The sequence below is a fragment of the Hanstruepera sp. CR43 genome (genome assembly GCF_055227665.1).
The window spans coordinates 1,592,676-1,611,401 of record NZ_CP200078.1; the positions used below are offsets into that span (position 1 = coordinate 1,592,676).

General features: G+C 33.8%; 15 protein-coding genes and 1 tRNA gene. 10 read left to right on the forward strand and 6 right to left on the reverse strand.

The window, feature by feature from the left end; genetic code table 11:
• Positions 1–12: 12 nt before the first annotated feature.
• Positions 13–546, reverse strand: a complete 534-nt coding sequence (locus tag ACKXGU_RS07265) for a hypothetical protein (protein ID WP_463467378.1) — start codon at positions 544–546, stop codon at positions 13–15.
• A 333-nt stretch (positions 547–879) separates the two neighbouring features.
• Here ACKXGU_RS07265 and ACKXGU_RS07270 point away from each other — a divergent pair, with 333 nt between their 5' ends.
• The 4 genes from ACKXGU_RS07270 to ACKXGU_RS07285 all read left to right on the forward strand — a co-directional run bounded on the left by ACKXGU_RS07270 (position 880) and on the right by ACKXGU_RS07285 (position 3,468).
• A complete protein-coding gene (locus ACKXGU_RS07270) occupies positions 880–1,221 on the forward strand; it encodes a hypothetical protein (protein WP_463467379.1) in 342 nt (113 codons plus the stop codon).
• Between the two features lie 102 nt (positions 1,222–1,323).
• Positions 1,324–2,232 carry an AAA family ATPase gene (locus ACKXGU_RS07275; protein WP_463467380.1) on the forward strand — a complete coding sequence of 303 codons (909 nt, stop codon included), beginning with the start codon at positions 1,324–1,326 and terminating at the stop codon, positions 2,230–2,232.
• A complete protein-coding gene (locus tag ACKXGU_RS07280) occupies positions 2,195–3,193 on the forward strand; it encodes a DUF3871 family protein (RefSeq protein WP_463467381.1) in 999 nt (332 codons plus the stop codon). The genes ACKXGU_RS07275 and ACKXGU_RS07280 overlap by 38 nt, the downstream gene beginning before the upstream one ends.
• A 26-nt stretch (positions 3,194–3,219) precedes the next feature.
• Positions 3,220–3,468, forward strand: a complete 249-nt coding sequence (locus ACKXGU_RS07285) for a hypothetical protein (RefSeq protein ID WP_463467382.1) — start codon at positions 3,220–3,222, stop codon at positions 3,466–3,468.
• Between the two features lie 288 nt (positions 3,469–3,756).
• Here the strand turns inward: ACKXGU_RS07285 and ACKXGU_RS07290 are convergent, their stop codons facing one another.
• From ACKXGU_RS07290 to ACKXGU_RS07305, 4 genes are all read right to left on the reverse strand, one after another.
• Positions 3,757–5,835, reverse strand: coding sequence for an adenylate/guanylate cyclase domain-containing protein (locus tag ACKXGU_RS07290; protein ID WP_463467383.1), 2,079 nt, complete (start codon positions 5,833–5,835; stop codon positions 3,757–3,759).
• A gap of 451 nt (positions 5,836–6,286) precedes the next feature.
• Positions 6,287–7,051, reverse strand: a complete 765-nt coding sequence (locus ACKXGU_RS07295) for a hypothetical protein (RefSeq protein WP_463467384.1) — start codon at positions 7,049–7,051, stop codon at positions 6,287–6,289.
• A 222-nt stretch (positions 7,052–7,273) separates the two neighbouring features.
• Complete coding sequence (locus ACKXGU_RS07300) at positions 7,274–7,828, reverse strand: hypothetical protein (protein WP_463467385.1); 555 nt, start codon at positions 7,826–7,828, stop codon at positions 7,274–7,276.
• An 896-nt stretch (positions 7,829–8,724) separates the two neighbouring features.
• Positions 8,725–8,806: transfer RNA gene (locus tag ACKXGU_RS07305), tRNA-Leu, on the reverse strand.
• A 144-nt stretch (positions 8,807–8,950) separates the two neighbouring features.
• Between ACKXGU_RS07305 and ACKXGU_RS07310 the strand changes: the two genes are divergently transcribed.
• The 3 genes from ACKXGU_RS07310 to pth all read left to right on the forward strand — a co-directional run bounded on the left by ACKXGU_RS07310 (position 8,951) and on the right by pth (position 11,299).
• The gene (locus ACKXGU_RS07310; RefSeq protein WP_463467386.1) at positions 8,951–9,892 is read left to right on the forward strand and encodes a ribose-phosphate pyrophosphokinase; all 942 of its coding nucleotides are present in this window, start codon (positions 8,951–8,953) and stop codon (positions 9,890–9,892) included.
• Between the two features lie 25 nt (positions 9,893–9,917).
• Positions 9,918–10,586 (forward strand): 50S ribosomal protein L25/general stress protein Ctc, encoded by a 669-nt coding sequence (locus ACKXGU_RS07315; RefSeq protein WP_463467387.1) that lies wholly within the window; start codon positions 9,918–9,920, stop codon positions 10,584–10,586.
• Positions 10,587–10,663: 77 nt separating this feature from the next.
• Positions 10,664–11,299, forward strand: coding sequence for an aminoacyl-tRNA hydrolase (pth, locus tag ACKXGU_RS07320; RefSeq protein ID WP_463467388.1), 636 nt, complete (start codon positions 10,664–10,666; stop codon positions 11,297–11,299).
• Positions 11,300–11,344: 45 nt separating this feature from the next.
• Here pth and ACKXGU_RS07325 read toward each other — a convergent pair whose 3' ends face one another.
• Entirely contained in the window at positions 11,345–13,996 is a 2,652-nt protein-coding gene (locus tag ACKXGU_RS07325; RefSeq protein WP_463467389.1) for a T9SS type A sorting domain-containing protein, read from the reverse strand.
• Between the two features lie 314 nt (positions 13,997–14,310).
• Here ACKXGU_RS07325 and ACKXGU_RS07330 point away from each other — a divergent pair, with 314 nt between their 5' ends.
• The 3 genes from ACKXGU_RS07330 to ACKXGU_RS07340 all read left to right on the forward strand — a co-directional run bounded on the left by ACKXGU_RS07330 (position 14,311) and on the right by ACKXGU_RS07340 (position 18,710).
• Positions 14,311–16,377, forward strand: a complete 2,067-nt coding sequence (locus tag ACKXGU_RS07330) for a M43 family zinc metalloprotease (protein WP_463467390.1) — start codon at positions 14,311–14,313, stop codon at positions 16,375–16,377.
• 85 nt (positions 16,378–16,462) lie between these two features.
• The gene (locus tag ACKXGU_RS07335) at positions 16,463–17,401 is read left to right on the forward strand and encodes a bifunctional riboflavin kinase/FAD synthetase (protein ID WP_463467391.1); all 939 of its coding nucleotides are present in this window, start codon (positions 16,463–16,465) and stop codon (positions 17,399–17,401) included.
• Positions 17,391–18,710, forward strand: a complete 1,320-nt coding sequence (locus tag ACKXGU_RS07340) for an HTTM domain-containing protein (protein ID WP_463467392.1) — start codon at positions 17,391–17,393, stop codon at positions 18,708–18,710. Before ACKXGU_RS07335 ends, ACKXGU_RS07340 begins: the two co-directional genes overlap by 11 nt.
• Positions 18,711–18,726: the final 16 nt, after the last annotated feature.

Here is an 18,726-nt window from a genome sequence, read left to right on the forward strand (position 1 = left end):
CGATATTTTTAATTAGAAACCAGAACTTAATTTTGCCGTTTTACCTATAATAACATTTGATTCCGCTTTGCCTTTAGCAATTCCGAAATATATTGTTCCAACAGAATAAAAGGCTTTTTCTCCATACCAAGTTACGCTTATGTTTCCACTATTGTCATCAGAATCAACATCATCATATTTTCCAAAAACTCGCATAAACGTTTCTCGGGTTTTGTCCGAGTAGTTCAAGGCGTCTTGGTAAAAACTATTGCCTGCAAATACTTTGGTAATCATAATCATAACCAAAGAATTGTTTTTGTCAAAATATAGGATTAAAGCATCGTATTCGTAATCAAAAACTCTATATAAATCTCTATCGTAAGGTTTATATCTATAAGCTTTCAATCCGTTATCCAAATTTTGAAAGAGTTCCAAATTATCGAATGAACTTTTTTGAGAATCAAGTTTTATGGACTTAAAGCCATATTTTTCATCAATCAAGCTTTTTTGAGCGTAAACGGAATTTGAAATTATCAATATCAAAGTCAAGTAAATAATTTTCTTCATATCGTTGGTTTAAATTATAGCGAACAGTTGGATATACAAATTAACTATATATACCATATGTATAACAAATATAAGCAATTAGCTTAACTGTAATTTAATTAGTGTAATTCTTAATTAATAGTCGTCAGCAAATTTTTGAATACGTGTGATTTTTAATTAAATATCAATTTTATGAAGATTTTAGTTACCAAAAATTAATTTTTTGATTTTTTTTTAATCCTAAATATATAACAAACACATACTACTACTACCAACTCCCACCCCTCCCTTTTTAAAGCAGGTGGGGGGTTATTCCCCCTTTAATATAACTGCGATAACTAAAATCATGATATTATGGTAACTGTAGTAAAAGTTAAACAAGCCGAAAATTCACAAGGAGAGCAATTTTACGGCTTAATTGTACAATCTGGTGCCTTTCCAGTAAAAAGTAAACAAACGGGAAGAGTTTACATCACAGCAAAGACAGCCTTTGTTGCTACAACATTTGATGCGGAAACAGCAGCATCACTCATTGGTTCAGAATTTGAAGGTTCAATTAGAAGGGTAGAAACCGACCCTTATGAATATACCATTGAGGAAACGGGTGAAATTATTGAAATGAGACATCGTTGGGAATATTTTGATCCAGCTTTGGATATGGAAGAACAATTTGTTGAAGAAACCTCGGTGATTTAATAAAATTTGACCGCCGAGAATAAAAGGGCCTATTTCATTAGTAGGCTCTTTTTCTATTCCTAAAAACAACAAAATTAATATAAATAACAAAAACAAAACACCATGCAATTACAACAAACACAAAGGCAAAACGTAAAATTACGTTTGGGCATTTCAGGAGCGAGTGGTTTTGGAAAAACCTATTCAGCTCTACAATTGGCGTATGGAATGACCAATGATTGGTCTAAAATCGCTGTAATAGATACGGAAAACAGTAGTGCTAGTTTATATTCAGATCTAGGCAATTTCAATGTATTAAACCTTTTACCTCCATATAGTCCAGAGCGTTACATAGAAGCTATTCAAACTTGTGAAAAAGCAGGTATGGAAATTATCATTATAGACTCCATTACCCATGAATGGCAAGGTGAAGGAGGCTGTCTTCAAATCCACGAACAATTAGGTGGGCGTTTCCAAGATTGGTCAAAAGTAAAGCCAAGACACCAAAAGTTCATTGATGCCATTCTACAATCCAAATGCCATATCATTACTACTACTAGACGTAAAACGGATTATTCTTTAGATGTAGGTTCAAACGGTAAATCAAAGGTGATTAAACATGGTACCAAAGAAATCACCTCTGAAGGTTTTGAATATGAACTTACTGTCAACTTTGAAATTATCAACGAAAACCATTTATGTAAAGTCAGTAAGGACCGCACAAATCTATTCCAGGGAAAACCTGAATTTATAATAAACGTGGATACGGGTAAACAATTAATTGCTTGGTGCAATCAAGGTATTTCACTGGAAGAAATTAAACAAGAAATCAAATCAACTACAACATTGGAAGGCTTGAGACATTTGTACCAAAAACATAGTGCGTTACAAAATCATATCAAACCATTCATCATTGATAGAAAAACTGAAATCGAGAGCACAACTCAAATTATAGACAACGATCAAATTATTAATTCAAATACATCACAAAACAATGGAATTGACAACAGCAACACAACAGGTAATCAATAACCACGAAGTTGAATCTTCAACGATATCAAGTAACAATCGCTTTATTGAGGCAAACACCCAACAGGTAACACTTTCACATTTAAAACAGGATTGTATTATTCCCGTGTTTGCAAAAGACAATGAGAACACCATTCCTCATTTTGAATTCATTGACGCCGTAAGGAGTACTGCCCAGGATCTATTTCCAGAAGCAACTGTTATGATGCCAAATATTAGAACTTCTCATATTATTAAAGGCCGAATTCCTTCAGCTATTGGTAAACCTGCCAAAGAACTATTGGAGCATGAAAAAACCATTTACTATGAGCGCCTGGCCTTTATGGTCGAAATACCTCATTTACATACATATGTCAACAATCAAAAACTTAATCTGACGGTTGGCGGTGTACGTTCCTATTCTGATCAAAACCTATTCTCAAAAAAAAGTATTGAAAAGTTTAAAATATTCATTGGATATAAAAATATGGTTTGTTGCAATTTATGCATAGCCACAGATGGCCTAAAAGACGATTTGAGGGTTAGTAGCATTGATGAACTCAAATCAAAGACCAAAGAATTGATTATAAATTTTAATCAAGAAGATCAGGTTGAAAACATGAAGCAAATGCTAGATTTTACCATAAATCAAGAACAGTTCGCTCATTTGGTTGGAAAAATGAAGCTATACCAACACCTAAACAAATCGGACAAACTGGAGTTGTTCGATTTGAAGATTACAGATTCACAAATCAATAGCCTAATCAAAAACTACGTTTATGATGAAAACTTCCGCTCTGACCAGAACGGTTATATCACCCTATGGAATTTGTACAACCTAATTACTGATAGTGCAAAAAGTAATTATATAGACAATTTTTTAAGCAGGAACTGCAATGCTTATGAATTCGCGAACCATTTATGCGGCGCAATTGAAAACAAAGAGAATAATTATTTTTTGAATCAATTCAATGTAGTCCTGTAAGGTTGATAATATAATTTATTAAAAACATGAGCAATAAAGAACTAATTGAGCTTTTGAAATATTGCTCACCTCATATCATTTACGTGGTTAATGGTCATAATAGAATCATAAAACTTCATACACCATTTAATCTTTTGGTTCTTCGGGATGTTGGCGATTTAAACCAAGGTCAAGTCGTTTCCTGTGAAGAGTTAAAAATTACCAATGAGGGCAGGATAGTATTCCTAATAGGTGAAAAATATTATCACACCTACTATTTTGACATTTTAACTTAAAAAATGATAACAGAGCATTATGCTGTATTTTTTAATTCTATATATTATAGAATGTTTTTTGAGACGGTTTTGGCTCTTTAAACCTAAAACCACTGAAAAAATCCACTCGAGAGATTACTTACATATCAAAACCTAGCTGTTTAATTTATTATCTTATAATTAAAAAATTTGTTAACATCATACGTTTAAGGCTTCTACAGTTAGGTTTTATATGTTTGTGGCTAACAAGCAAAAATCTGCTTGAGCATGTAGCGAGCATTGAATTATATCCATTGTTACCTCCTAACTTTAATGAATTACTATTTTTTCTACAAAGTACATTTCAAGTTCACCTTTACCTTTTGTTTGGATTTTTCCTCGAGATTCAAATTTAAACTGCGGATCTCCCTTTAGTAAATTATAAGTATCCTGTGAAATATTTACACGACCTATTTCACCACTGCTTTCCATACGAGATGCAGTATTGACTGTATCCCCCCAAATATCATATTGAAACTTTTTTACACCAACAATGCCAGCCACAACTGGACCTGTATGAATTCCTAAACGCATTTTGAAGGATATTTCATTTTTGTTATTCTTTTCCTCTATTCTTTTAGAAATAAAAGACTGCATTTTTAGTGCAGCTAAAACCGTATTCTTTACCGAATTGTTAGATGGAACTGGTAATCCGCCTGCTGCCATATACGAATCGCCAATTGTTTTTATCTTTTCAATCCCATATTTTTCACAGATGTAATCAAAAGCCTTGAAACAGTGATTAATTTCTTCAATAAGAGCTTTAGCAGATAATTTTTCTGATGTTTGAGTAAAACCTTTGAAATCGGTAAAAAGGATAGAGACCATGTCAAAATCCCTAGCATCTGCACTACCTTTTTCTTTGAGCTCTTCTGCTATTTCGGATGGCAAAATATTAAGTAACAAATTTTCAGAGCGGTTTTTTTCTTTTTCAATAATTGATTTTGACTTTCTTACATACCGCCACCTACTGAAAAATCCGCCAGATAGTATTAAGAAAAAAATACCAATACCAATGGCAATATTTTTGTTCTTGTTTTTTCTGTTAACTTCAGTTTTGTGTGCCATTTCTACTTTTAAATCTTTTTCTACTTGAATTAAACTATCAGCTAAAACTTTTTTGTTAAACTCCATTTTCTGTAATTCTTTGACAGTTTCTTTTTTTTGCAAACTATCGTTAAGCAACAACATTTGTTCATGATATTTTAGAGCATTGTTACCGTCATTGATTGCTTTATATGCTTTATAGAGACATTCACAACTCATATACTTTTGTTCCAAACTATTTATCTTGTTAGCCTCAACTTGGACAAAATTACAGAATTGAATAGCCTTTAAATAGCTCCCCTTTTTTAAATAAACCTCGCCTAAATTATTCATAATCAAAGCACAATGGTAATTGTCTTCCATTTCTTCACAATTTCTTTTTGCCTGAAGAAGATAATTTAAAGCCTCATTATAATTCCCTAGCATTTTATAAATTCCTCCAATACTATTCTGCATAAGTGTAATTCCTCTTTGATCATTATTCTTTATACTTAATTCCAAAGCTTCTAAATAGTATTTCATGGCCATACCACTTTTTCCTAGTCTGTCATATGATAAACCTATATTGCCAATAATAGTTGATTCCAGCCAACTATTCTCTATTTCGTGTGCAATTTCATTGGCTTCGATAAAGTATTTTAATGCATTAGTTTGATCACCTAAATCAGAGTACACCAATCCAATATTGTTAAAAATGTAGCCTTGGTTGTCCTTGATTTCAAGCTCTTTACAGATTTCTAGGCTATTTATATAGTATTCTAAAGCATTAACATTATCTCCTTGCTCCCTCAATATATTACCAATGTTGGAAAGAGTAGTTGAAATACCCTTTTTATCACTAAGCTCTTTTTTTATCTCTAAACTTCTTTCGTAAAAATTAATAGCTTCAGTAGTACTTCCCTTTATATGATAAATCCCAGCTATATTGTTCAATAATTTTGATATTTCATGTAAGTCTTTGAGTTCTTCACGAATTAATAATGATTTTTTATAATGTTCCATGGCTTTGTCATACTTTCCTTGTATATAATTTATAATACCCATTGTATGCAAACTTATGGCAAGTCCTTTATTGTTTTGCCTATCGTTTGAAAACTCATAAAGGCGAGTAGCCAACACCATTGCACTATCAGGTTTAGAAAACAAATATCCATTTCTTATATAATTGTTATAAGATTCTATACGTCTAGAATCTGTTTGAGAACTATCTTCCCAAACACTATAAAGAGAATCTAGTTTATTTTGGGAAATTGAAGCTGTTGAGGAAAGCAAAAAAAGATAATAAACCCATTTGTATTTCATGTCATGCTAGTCTTAAAGAATGATGATGGAAAGATTAAAAATAAAAAATCCTAATCACTTTATTATCAGGAATTAATATTTTTTAAAAGCTGAACCAACAGGACAAAAGTCGAGCAGCTTTGATAAGGATTTGAATAGAATTTTAGAAATTATAGAAAAAAAAGGGCCAGATTTTCTTTTTCTCGCCTTAATAGCCTGACCAATAAGTGAAAAGAGATTGATTATTTTTTTTTGGATACATAAAACATTTTTTCAAATTTTGATTTTGAAGACAAGTACACAACGATTTTAAGTGAGAGCCAATATTGAGGAAAGTTTGTAGTGTTTTCCGATGACAGGCCTAATTTTTCAAAAGGAATAAATATTAACTTTGGGAAACTGGACTAGTTCTTTTCATAAGACACGTTGTTGGCAGATGTATTTAATTCTAAAGAAAATATATTCATTCCCTTCAGTTTTCAATTATTTCTGTAACAACTTTATCCATATTATTAAAGCTCATGTAGAGTCGTCTGTATACATCTATCAACATTTTATAAAATTCATTTACTGCGTCATGGCTGGGATTTATTCCGAATTCTTCCTTCAGAACTTTTCTTAAATCATATCGTCCACCAAGATAAATATATTCCCTATCCTTTAAAGTCCAATACCCAGGCGTGTTAATTCTACTCATCCATGCCTCTAAAATTAACCCACGTTCAGAGAAGAATAAATTATACCCTAAATAGATTTTCGCATTCAAAAAAGTGTACTCTTTTTTTTCACCTCCTTGTAATTTATATAATGCAATTCCTTTACTTCCATTATGCTTCTTAACTTTGCGATTCCAATCTCTTCTTTCTTCATAGTAGGAATAACCAAGATGAGATACAGAGTCTCTAATACGTTGCATTATTTTCTCTAATTCCTTATTTTGAAATGATCCAGGTATTTTTTTTGCATAGCGTATATCTTTATTTGATGTTCTGTAATAACCTTGAGGTAAGGTTATGGAATCAAAAAAAATGTCTTTATTATAAGTATCCTCTATTTCAGATATAACCTCACTATTTCCATTTTCAAATTGTATCTTATGAACTTCATTCTTTTCAAGCACATAAATAGGACCGTTAATATTATTATACTTTTTATATTTTATTTCTTCAAGTCCAATCTCAATTACTTTTACTTTTATTTCCTCACCTGATGTTAAGATAATATTGTCTTGTGCCATTACAGTCAATGGTAGAATAAAGGAAACGAATAATATATATATATATATTTTCATAATATTAATAACAATATGGTTTTTGAATATGTTTACCAACGGTTCTTTGTATGTCTCGTAACATGAAATTTGGTATATTTTTCAGTTGTAAAACTAAGATAGCAAATTGCAATGAATTCCATTTAAGGAACTCGGCGCAATGAGCTATACACTTATTAAGCTTGTTATCTAATCACAATAAGAACAAGGAGGATAAGGCCCACTTCCTGTCCAAGTAGCCTCCATAAGAACATTGTAATTTTGACAGGCTTGAGCAAGTAAATCAGCGTTACCAACGCACCAATGTATATATGCTGATTGACAAATAAAATTTGCTTGATCATCTGCAAATAAACCATCAGGCATTATGTAATTATCTAAACTACAATCATCACCGCCACCGCCAGAGCCACCACTAGTTCTGCCTTTTATAACTTGAACACTACATGCTTCATCTGCGGCAACACAACTACTGTAACAACGTCCAAGTACAGGGCAATAATATGGGTATTCTACAGGACAACAGCTAGAACTAGAAACTGCAACATTTCCGGGGTCTGCACATTCCTCGCTTCCTCCATATAGTGAATAATCACAATTACAACTGTTCTCGCAATCGGCAAGGGACTCATAGCCCCCTCCTTCATCAGTAACACATGAGCCTTCCCCGTTACATGAATATCTCGTTAATGATATAGAATCTGATGCATCCTCTGTTTCACAAGTCAACAAAATTGAACTCAATAAAATTAAAACAAAAAGTAACGCATTATGATTGATTTTATTAGTACATGGTAAGATACGATATTTTTCAATAACACTTATAATTTAGCAATTAAATCACTGTAAAAAAGATTTATAAAATTATAAAAATTGTTTCGATAATTATCATTTATACAGCCGTATTAGTATCTATATTAAAGAATCAAATTAAAAACTATATTTTAATATGAAGCCATTTTAAACATTGACATCTCTAAAGTGCCAATGAGTTTTAAATTCATTATTTTTAATTAATAGATAAACTAGTATGATTGTAAAAACTAAAAGAGTTTCTAGGTTTAATGCTGTAAATGAAGATTTTGGCAGATTGAAAAAAATGAATCAAGTTGTTAATGAAATAGTTTTTTACACTAAACGTACATTAGAACTTGGTTATGAATATGATAAATTTAATAATGGCATCTGTACTTATTCTAACTCAGAAATATGGATCGACTAAGAGGGAATTGCTGAAGACCTTTATGAAGTTTATTAAACCAAGGAAGAGGTTACCAATAGAAACTGGTTAGAAGATAAACATGGTCATGTCTTGAAAGAAATAATGTTTGTAGATGGTATTGCTGAAGAGATAATAGAATATGATGAAGAATATTATTAACGATAAAATTTTATTTAATTGTGGGGATTATGTGGGGATATATAGAAATAAAAAAATCGCAAAAAACTAAATTACAGTATTATAACGGTTTAATATTGCGGAGAAAGAAGGACAAAAGTCGCACTACTTTGATATAGATTTTTAATCAAAAAAAAGTGTAAGTCACTGAAAAAACTTCCTAATCGTACATTAATCGTACAATTTTAAAAACAAAAAATCCGTAATACTTTAATTATAAAATGATTACGGATTTCATTTGTACTCAAGGTGGGAATCGAACCCACACTTCCGAAGAAACTGGATTTTGAATCCAGCGCGTCTACCAATTCCGCCACTTGAGCGATTGAGATTGCAAAATTATAAAATAAAATAGTATTAGCAATTAAAAATACTAGCTTTTATGCTTTTGCAGTTGAAATAAATTCCTAAATTTGCACCTCGTTTAGCAAAACCGATTTAAATAGCTATCAAACAATAGATTATCAATGACCGTTGTAGATACACAAGCCAAAATTTTCACTTGTACACAAAGCAAGGTATTAGCTCAAAAAATAGCTGATGCCTTCGGTATTAGTATGGGTAATGTGATCACCTCAACTTATAGTGATGGTGAATTTCAACCATCCTACGAAGAATCTATTCGTGGCGCGCGTGTCTTTATTATAGGCTCAACGCATCCAGGTCCTGAAAATTTAATGGAAATGCTATTGATGATTGATGCCGCAAAACGAGCTTCAGCCAGACATATTACGGCGGTTATGCCATATTTTGGTTGGGCAAGACAAGACAGAAAAGACAAACCCAGAGTGCCAATTGCAGCTAAATTAGTTGCTAAAATGCTGGAAACCGCTGGAGCAACAAGGATAATCACCATGGATTTACATGCTGATCAAATTCAAGGGTTCTTTGAAAAACCCGTTGATCACCTTTTTGCGTCAACCATCTTTTTACCTTATTTAAAAAGCTTAAATCTCGATAATTTAACGGTTGCTTCACCTGATATGGGTGGTTCAAAAAGAGCCTATGCTTATTCAAAAGCCTTGGAAAGCGATGTTGTGATTTGTTATAAGCAACGTGCTAAAGCCAATGTTATTTCACACATGGAATTAATCGGTGACGTAACAGGTAAAAATGTGGTGTTGGTAGATGATATGGTTGATACGGCTGGTACATTGACCAAAGCTGCGGATTTAATGATGGAACGTGGTGCTTTGAGTGTTCGTGCCATTTGTACACATCCTATTTTATCAGGTAGCGCCTATGAGCGTTTGGAAAACTCAAAACTAGAGGAATTAATCGTTACCGATTCTATTCCTTTGAAACAAGAAAGCAGCAAAATACGTGTATTGAGCTGTGCAGAACTATTTGCTGAAGTCATGCAAAACGTGCATTACAACAAGTCAATTAGTTCTAAATTTATCATGTAATTTTTAATAATTAATTTAAATAAAAATGAAGTCAATTACAATCAACGGATCTCAAAGAGAAAGCGTGGGCAAAAAATCAACGAAAGCCTTACGTAATGCTGGACAGGTACCTTGCGTGTTATACGGAGGTGACAAACCAGTGCATTTCTCTGCTGATGAAATCGCATTTTCTAAACTGGTATATACGCCTAACGCGCATACAGTTGTGATTACTATGGATAATGGTGAAAGCTATAACGCTATCATGCAAGACATCCAATTCCACCCAGTAACTGATAGAATTCTACACATCGATTTCTACCAATTACACGAAGGAAAACCAATCACTATGGAAGTTCCTGTACACTTTGTAGGAAACTCTAAAGGTGTTAAAGCTGGTGGTGTTTTACGCAAAAACTCTCGTAGATTACGTGTTAAAGCTTTACCTAAAAACTTACCAGATTTCATTGAAGTAGATATTACTCCTATGAAAATTGGTAACAAGTTATACGTTACTGCTTTAGAAAACGACCTTTACAAAATTATGCATACTGATAACACAGTTGTTTGTCAAATCAAACGCGCAAGAGCTGCTATGGCCCTTGCTGCAATGGAAGATGATGAAGACGAAACTGAAGAAGGTGCAGAAGGAACTGAAGCAACTGCTGAAGGTGCAGAAGCGCCAGCGGCTGAAGCTTCTGAAGCTCAAGAATAGATTTCATTCACATGAAATGACTAAAAAGCATTCTGATTATTCAGAGTGCTTTTTTTATTTTTACAAAAATTACAACAATGTGTCATTTCATTTGGAAGCTATTTGGAAAAGATAAAAACATCTCTCATACAGAAGATTCAGATCCCATGAAAAAGTTTTTGATAGTTGGATTAGGAAATATTGGTGAAAAGTATGCCAATACGAGGCATAATATTGGTTTCAAGATTTTAGATTTTCTGGCTGAAAAAGAAGACTTAAAATTCGAAACCCAAAAATTGGGTGATATTAGCTCATACAAATTTAAAGGCCGAACGTTTGTCCTATTGAAGCCTAGCACCTATATGAATTTAAGCGGTAAAGCTGTTTTGTACTGGTTAACAAAGGAGAAAATTCCAATGAAAAACTTATTGGTCATTACAGATGATTTAAATCTACCGTTTGGCAGTATAAGGCTTAAGACCAAAGGTAGTGATGGTGGCCACAATGGTTTAAAGGATATTCAGGATAAATTACAAACCACCCAATATAATAGATTTCGATTTGGAATAAGCGATACCTTTAGTAAAGGTAGTCAAGTAGATTATGTATTAGGTGAATGGAATGAAGAGGAAAACAAAAATTTACCTGAAAGACTTGAAAAATCTCTTGAACTCATTAAGTCGTTTGGAACAGCTGGTGTAAACAATACCATGAATACTTTTAACGGAAAATAAAAAAGGGCGTTTAAAAACGCCCTTTTTTATTTATTCATCATTGAATTATTCAATAATTATCTTTCTGATGGTTTGTTTATCACCATCATTTACCTTTACCAAATACACACCCGATTGCGCATTATTTAAATTTATAACTTCATTGAAATCTCCTGAATTACCAAATTGCTTGGCATATACTGAACGACCTCTAATATCAAAAACGGATATAGTAATATCATTATTTGAAAATGAATTTAGTTTAATGGTAAACGATCCGTTATTTGGATTAGGGTAAAGCACAAATTCGTCAAAACTATTCTCTTCAATTGATAATGGTGGTGCTGTACAAATTTCCAATGTCCATTCACTTAATTGGCCACCATCTTGATTGAAGGAATCAACAATATGCAAGGTCCAATCACCAGCAGCATCTTCTCCATTAAATGCTGATAATGCATCTGTAGGAATAAACATAGCTCCAGTTGTAGGCGGACAAGGTATAGCTCCTGGCGCAGCATCATCATCAAATCCAAAGTTAAAGTTATCTAAATTTGTACAGATTCCTCCAACTAATTCCACCTGGGTTCCAGCAGGACTAATTAATGTAAACGTTAAATCGCTTACCCAAGTGTGTAATCCTGTTATGTTAATAATATTTACATCCGTAATTTCTCCGCCTTCGGACATATTAATTACAGAAGTATACTCTAACCCAGCTCCATTAGGAGAAATTGCAACAGGTGTATCATTAGTCAGTGTCGTACATGTTGGACAGCCATCTCCAGAAACAACCGAAATATAATCGGTGATGGTAATGGTATCTGTTCCAAATTCATTGGTTACCTGCAAAGTTACATCATACGTACCATCAGCACTGTAGGTTACAACAGGGTTTTGGGCATCAGACATAGCTGGTGATCCGCCTTCAAAAGTCCATGTCCAGGACGTTGCTGCCGGAGCTGTTTCATCCATAAACATAACCGTATTTTCCGTGTCTAAACAAATTATAGTTGCATCTGAACTAAATGCTGCGATTGGAGGTCCAGGTAAAGCTGGTAACGTGTAACCACAATCAGTTAGTGAACTATGTATTATTACCAATTGTTCATTGGTATAACCCAAATTAATTGCCGCTTGATAAACCGCATTGGCCGCATCGTTTTGTCCAGTTGTTCCTGCTGTCATCCCCAATCCTTCCCAGAAAATTTTATCCATTTCCTGTTGTCCTATCTGATCCCAGATTCCCATTAAACATGTTGCCCATATTTGACCATCCGTATGAATTTGTCCTACTAAACCTCCTGGATAAGATGCACCATAATCTGTGGTACGTCCAGGCCAACATGGATTGTGACCATCCCAATTAAATACATAATTCCAAGCAGGGTCTGCCGAAGTCCAGTAACCATTTGCTATACTGATTCCTCTATTGTAAGATTGCGCTACATAATCTCCAGTTCCCTCTCCAAGACCTTCTGCACCACTATTTCCACCGCTAGTTACCCAATCGTGCAGACCATGCCCCAATTCATGATGAATAACATCGGAATCTTCAGCGTCATCTACACAACCTTCTCCAAAAGACAAACGACCAGCTGCAGGCTGATAGTATGAGTTATCAGCGCCGCCCGCCCCATGAGGGTCGTAACGTACACCGCCATTGTACTGATAAGGCATAATATCACAACCTAGTACATTGTTGATATAATTCATCATGTAATCAATATGATAATAGGTATTTACAGGCTCAAAACCCTGGTCTTGTCTATTAAAAAGGAAATCAGGAGAGTTTTGGGTAAATAATCCGGTTGCAGGCGCATCAAAATCAATAATCTCGGCTCTGGGCCCTACTAATGAATAGGTACTCCCGCTTTGTGTAATATCATTTAACGTTACCGTAAAACGGGCTGCATCCAATGATGCATTGGTTGCATCGTTTCCATCTACATACTGCCCGCCATAAGCAACTGTATTGGAAGTTAACGGATCTGGATTAAATACCATTCCGGTTCCATTAACACGTCTTCTATAATTGCTTTCTCGAACATGCTCACAATTTTCACCACAATTTTCATCATGATTACCCGTATGTTCATTATAATAATGATTTTGATCTACAACTTTGAAAATTTCACCGGTCATCGCGTCAACATAAACGTGCCATTCTCCTAAAGGTTCTGTTGCAGAAATGACGACTTCATGAGCCAATTTTTGAATTTTTGAATTTTTATAAATCATTAAATGACTGTCTCTAAAGCTAATACTGCTTTGTACATTCAAATAATCATTAGCAAGTGCAAAAGCACGGCTTTCCGAAACATGCGGCTGTAAACTGGATAGATTAACACCACTTTGGAAACTATTCATAACATAGACTACCTTATTCTCTGGAGACAAGGTTATCGTTACCTCATTTTCATTCACCGGAAAACCTCCAAAATATTGTCGAAACCTGACTACAGAACCCGCTTGAGTTGTTCTGGTAGCATGGTGTCGTAAATTGGAAAGATCACTTGTTGGAATACCCAATTTTTTGGATTCCTGCTGTAAATAATTCATTGCCATTGACTCGGGTGAACCTTGTGGCACTTCAAAATTTAATCCGTAAAGAGCTACCGGTAGACCCGTATTTAAATCATAGCGGCCAGAGCTTTTAATTTCAGTTTCTATTGTCTCATCATCCTCAAGACTTTTTTCAATTGATCTTTGAGGCATAGGCTTTTGAGCATACATTACTTGATGACAAAAAAGTAAAAAAGAAACGATAAAAAGATAATTCTTACATTTCTTAAGCAAAATTGTAGTTGTTTGCATTTTCGAGTATGGTGTTTAGTTAATTTTTGAAAGTTGAAATTAGTAAAATCGCTAGGATAAACATCCTTTTAAAGCTTTTTTTTATTAATAAAATATCTTTTTTAACAAAAAGCCCATCAAATAACTAAAATTATGCACTTAATGCTTAAGATTCATTGACTTTTTTTTGTAATTTTATGGCTAAATTTATCCTGAAATTAATAACAAACTTAATTATGAAAAAAATTACTTTGACTAAAGTACTATTTATACTTTTTTGTATACCTAGTTTTTTAGTTGCTCAACAAAAAGTTTCTCAAGAGTCTACAAAGTGTTTAACGGACTCTTACAATGCTGAATTACTTGAAGAATACCCAAATATGATGGGTAGTGAAATATTCAAACAGCAATTAGATGCTAAAATTCAAGAACTTGGCAACTCGCCTCAAAGAAGAGTGGTTGTTACTATTCCTTTAGTTGTCCATGTACTACACAATGGTGAACCAATTGGAACTGGTGCTAATATTTCTGACGCTCAAGTCCTTTCTCAAGTTACAGTAATGAATGAGGACTTCAGACGTATGATGGGAACACCTGGATATAACACGCATCCTGATGGTGCTGATGTAGAAGTTGAATTTGTTATGGCTCAACGCACGCCAGATGGTTGCCCGACAGACGGTATTAATCGTGTTAATATCTGTCAAGATGGTACCAACCAAGCCGATGTGCAGTTTTGGAAATCGCAAACCATTTGGAATCGTAATTTATATATGAATATGTGGTCATCTAAATATGTCGGTGATTTAGCAGGCATTTTAGGATATGCTCAATTCCCTGGAGGTAGTGCTGCTACTGATGGTGTGAGTGCTGGACATACCTATTTTGGTAGTGCTGATTATGATGACGGTACTTTTCAATTAAGTCCTCCTTATGACAGAGGTCGTACTATGACTCACGAAGTTGGTCACTATTTAGGATTATATCATACATTCCAAAATGGATGTAGTGCACCAGGTGATGAAGTTGCCGATACACCACCTGTGGCCAGTCCTAATTTTGGCTGCCCAGTAGGAACTGATTCCTGTACTGGTGGCGGTGTTGATATGATTGAAAACTATATGGATTACACTGATGATACCTGTATGAACATTTTTACAAATGGCCAAAAGGCCCGTGTTCAAGGTGTTTTAGCTGGTTTAAGATCAGGATTAGCCACTTCAGATGGGGCAACGCCGCTACCATCAGTTAGTAATGATAGTTCCGTTGAAATTGAAAGTACTAGCATATCTTGTGGGACTGAAGTTAACCCAATAGTCAAAATAACCAATTGGGGAACAAGTACTTTAACAAGTGCTACAATTACTTATGATGTAGACGGTGGTACCTCTCAAAACTATAGTTGGTCTGGCTCATTAGCAACTGGCGAATCTGATTCTTTTGATTTAGGTGCTATAACTTCAACAGCCGGAAACCATGATTTAAACGTTTCTGTGTCTAGTACTGGAGATGCTCGAGCTTGTAATAATACCGATACAGTTTGTTTTACATTATTAGATACCGCAGGTCCTTGTGCTTCTGTTGGTGATGATACAGACGGTTACTTTACAAGTGTTAAAGGTGTTGAGTTCAATACTATAAGCAATTTAGATAACAACCCACAAGATGGTTCAGGAAATGATTTAGATGTTGGATATAGTGATTTCACTAACCTTTCTACAGACGTAAATAGAGAAAGTTCTTATGATTTAACTGTTTATGTGAATACTGATGGTAATTTTTCTACGGGTACTATGGCATGGGTTGATTGGAACCAAAACTGCTCATTTGATGATCCTGGAGAAGAATACAGTTTAGGTGTTGCGACAAATGTTGCTAATGGACAACCAAATGATTCTCCTGTCTCAATTACTATTCCTGTTGACGCAGCTTTAGGAAATACTGTTTTAAGAGTTGCAACGCAATGGAATGCTTTCCCTGCTCCTTGTGCAAATGGTCATGATGCGGAGGTTGAAGATTATACAATCAACGTATTAGCTAGTTTAAGCGTCGAAGAGTTTGGTTTAAATAGTATTGTTTTATACCCTAACCCAACTAGTACGGTATTAAACATTTCTATTCAAGATAATAACTTACCTGATTCTTATAGCATCTATAATATGTTAGGACAAACTATTGCTACTAAACAAATTTCATCAAATGCAGACTTAAGCATTAATTCTTCTCAATTAAGCAAAGGCATGTATTTTGTTAAAATTATTAAAGAAGGTTCTTCAGTGACATTACCTTTTATAAAGAAGTAAGAACAGAATAATTGATAATAATAAAAAGAGGATTGGTACTTTAATCAATCCTCTTTTTTAATTTTGTAGAAACAAATTTTAGATTTTGAAAATTATCCAATCGCTTACAAAGGGCGAATCAAAACATAAATCCGTTGTGACTATTGGCACGTTTGATGGTGTGCATATTGGTCATCAAAAAATTGTAAAAAGGCTTATAAACACTGCTAAAAGTCATGATTTAAAATCTGTTATTCTTACTTTTTTTCCACATCCAAGAATGGTCATTCAAAAAGACGCCAACATTAAATTGTTGAATACCTTGAAAGAACGAGAAACCATTTTGGAAAACTTGGGGTTGGATATACTCTTTATTAAAAAATTTACTGTTGATTTTTCAAGATTAACAGCGGAAGATTTTGTCAAAGATATCCTTGTTGAGCAACTTCAGGCACAAAAAATAATCATTGGTTACGATCATCATTTTGGCAGAAACCGATCTGCAAACATTGACGACCTAACAGCTTTTGGTGAATACTATAATTTTGATGTTGAAGAAATTTCGGCACAAGATATTAATGATGTTTCTGTGAGTTCAACTAAAATTAGAAATGCCCTACAAGAAGGAGATATCAAAACGGCCAATCTCTATTTGGGTTATAATTATATGCTTACAGGAACTGTAGTCAAAGGAAGAGGGCTTGGTAAAGAACTGGGATTCCCAACAGCTAATTTACATATTGATGAGGACTACAAGCTCATTCCAAAACAAGGTGTTTACGTTGTAAGTTGCCTCTTTGAAGAAAAGCGATTATATGGTATGATGAATATTGGTACAAATCCAACCATTGACAATACCAATGACCAGTCTATTGAAGTGCATTTTTTTGATTTCAACAAATCCATCTACAACGCTACCATTCAAATTGACATCTTACATAGGTTGCGGGATGAAAAAAAGTTTGATTCTTTGGAGACCTTAAAAAATCAACTAAAACTTGACCAACAAACAGCGCAAGCATTTTTAGAATCCTATGAATATTAACCATTTTCTTTTTAAGCAAGTTGACAATAGTCCTTTGATTGTTTTTAGGATTATTTTTGGCCTCTTGTGCTTTTTAGAATCTGTTGGAGCTATTTTTACTGGTTGGGTTAAAAAGACACTTATTGACCCGGAATTCACGTTTACTTTTATTGGTTTCGAATGGTTACAGCCATTGCCAGGATATGGCATGTACATTTACTATATCATAATGGGTGTTTTTGGTCTCTTTATCATGTTTGGATATCGTTACCGATTTAGCACCATCCTATTTACTCTAATGTGGTTGACCACCTACCTGATGCAAAAATCATCATATAACAACCACTATTACCTTTTAATCCTTTTGAGTGGAATTATGGCTATTTTACCAGCAGATAAATTTGCCTCAATTGATGTAAAAAACAACCCAGATAAAAAGAGAATTTCGATGCCCAATTGGTGCAAAGTAGTTATCATTCTTCAAATGTTTATTGTTTATACTTACGGTTCCATTGCCAAATTATATCCTGATTGGTTGGATTTGACTGTTATGGAGATCCTGATGAAAGGCAAGCAACATTATTATATTATTGGAGATTTGCTCCAACAAAATTGGGTACATTATTTTTTGGCCTATGGTGGTATTTTGTATGATGGTTTGGTTATTCCATTGTTGCTCTACAAACCAACCCGAAAATTAGCTTTTATAGCATCTATTTTCTTCCATTTGTTTAATTCCATCGTTTTTCAAGTTGGTATATTTCCTTATCTCTCGTTAGCATTTACCCTATTCTTTTTTGACTCCAAGACTATCAATAAACTGTTTTTAAGGAAAAAACCCTATTACGATGGCCATGAAATCCTTATTCCTAACAATAGAAACAATATAATCAGAATATTTTCTATTTATTTTTTGATTCAAATTTTATTACCATTAAGACACCATGTTATTCAAGACAATGTACTATGGACCGAAGAAGGGCATAGAATGTCTTGGCGCATGATGCTACGTACAAAATATGGTTATGCCAATTATCATGTTTATGATAAGAACTCAAAAGAGATGACCATTGTAAATTTAGATGACTATCTAACTAAAAAACAAAAACATCACGCAGGCACTAAACCTGATTTTATTTGGCAATTTTCTCAACGATTAAAAAAAGAATATGCCAAAAAAGGTCAAGACATTTCAGTGTTTGTTGACAGCAAAATAAGTGTCAACGGTCGTCCATTGGCACCACTAGTAGATGAGAAAATAGATTTGGCTGCTGAAAAATGGTCCCCATTTAAACATAGTCAATGGATTTTACTTTCAAAACTCGATTAAATAAATTGGCAATTCC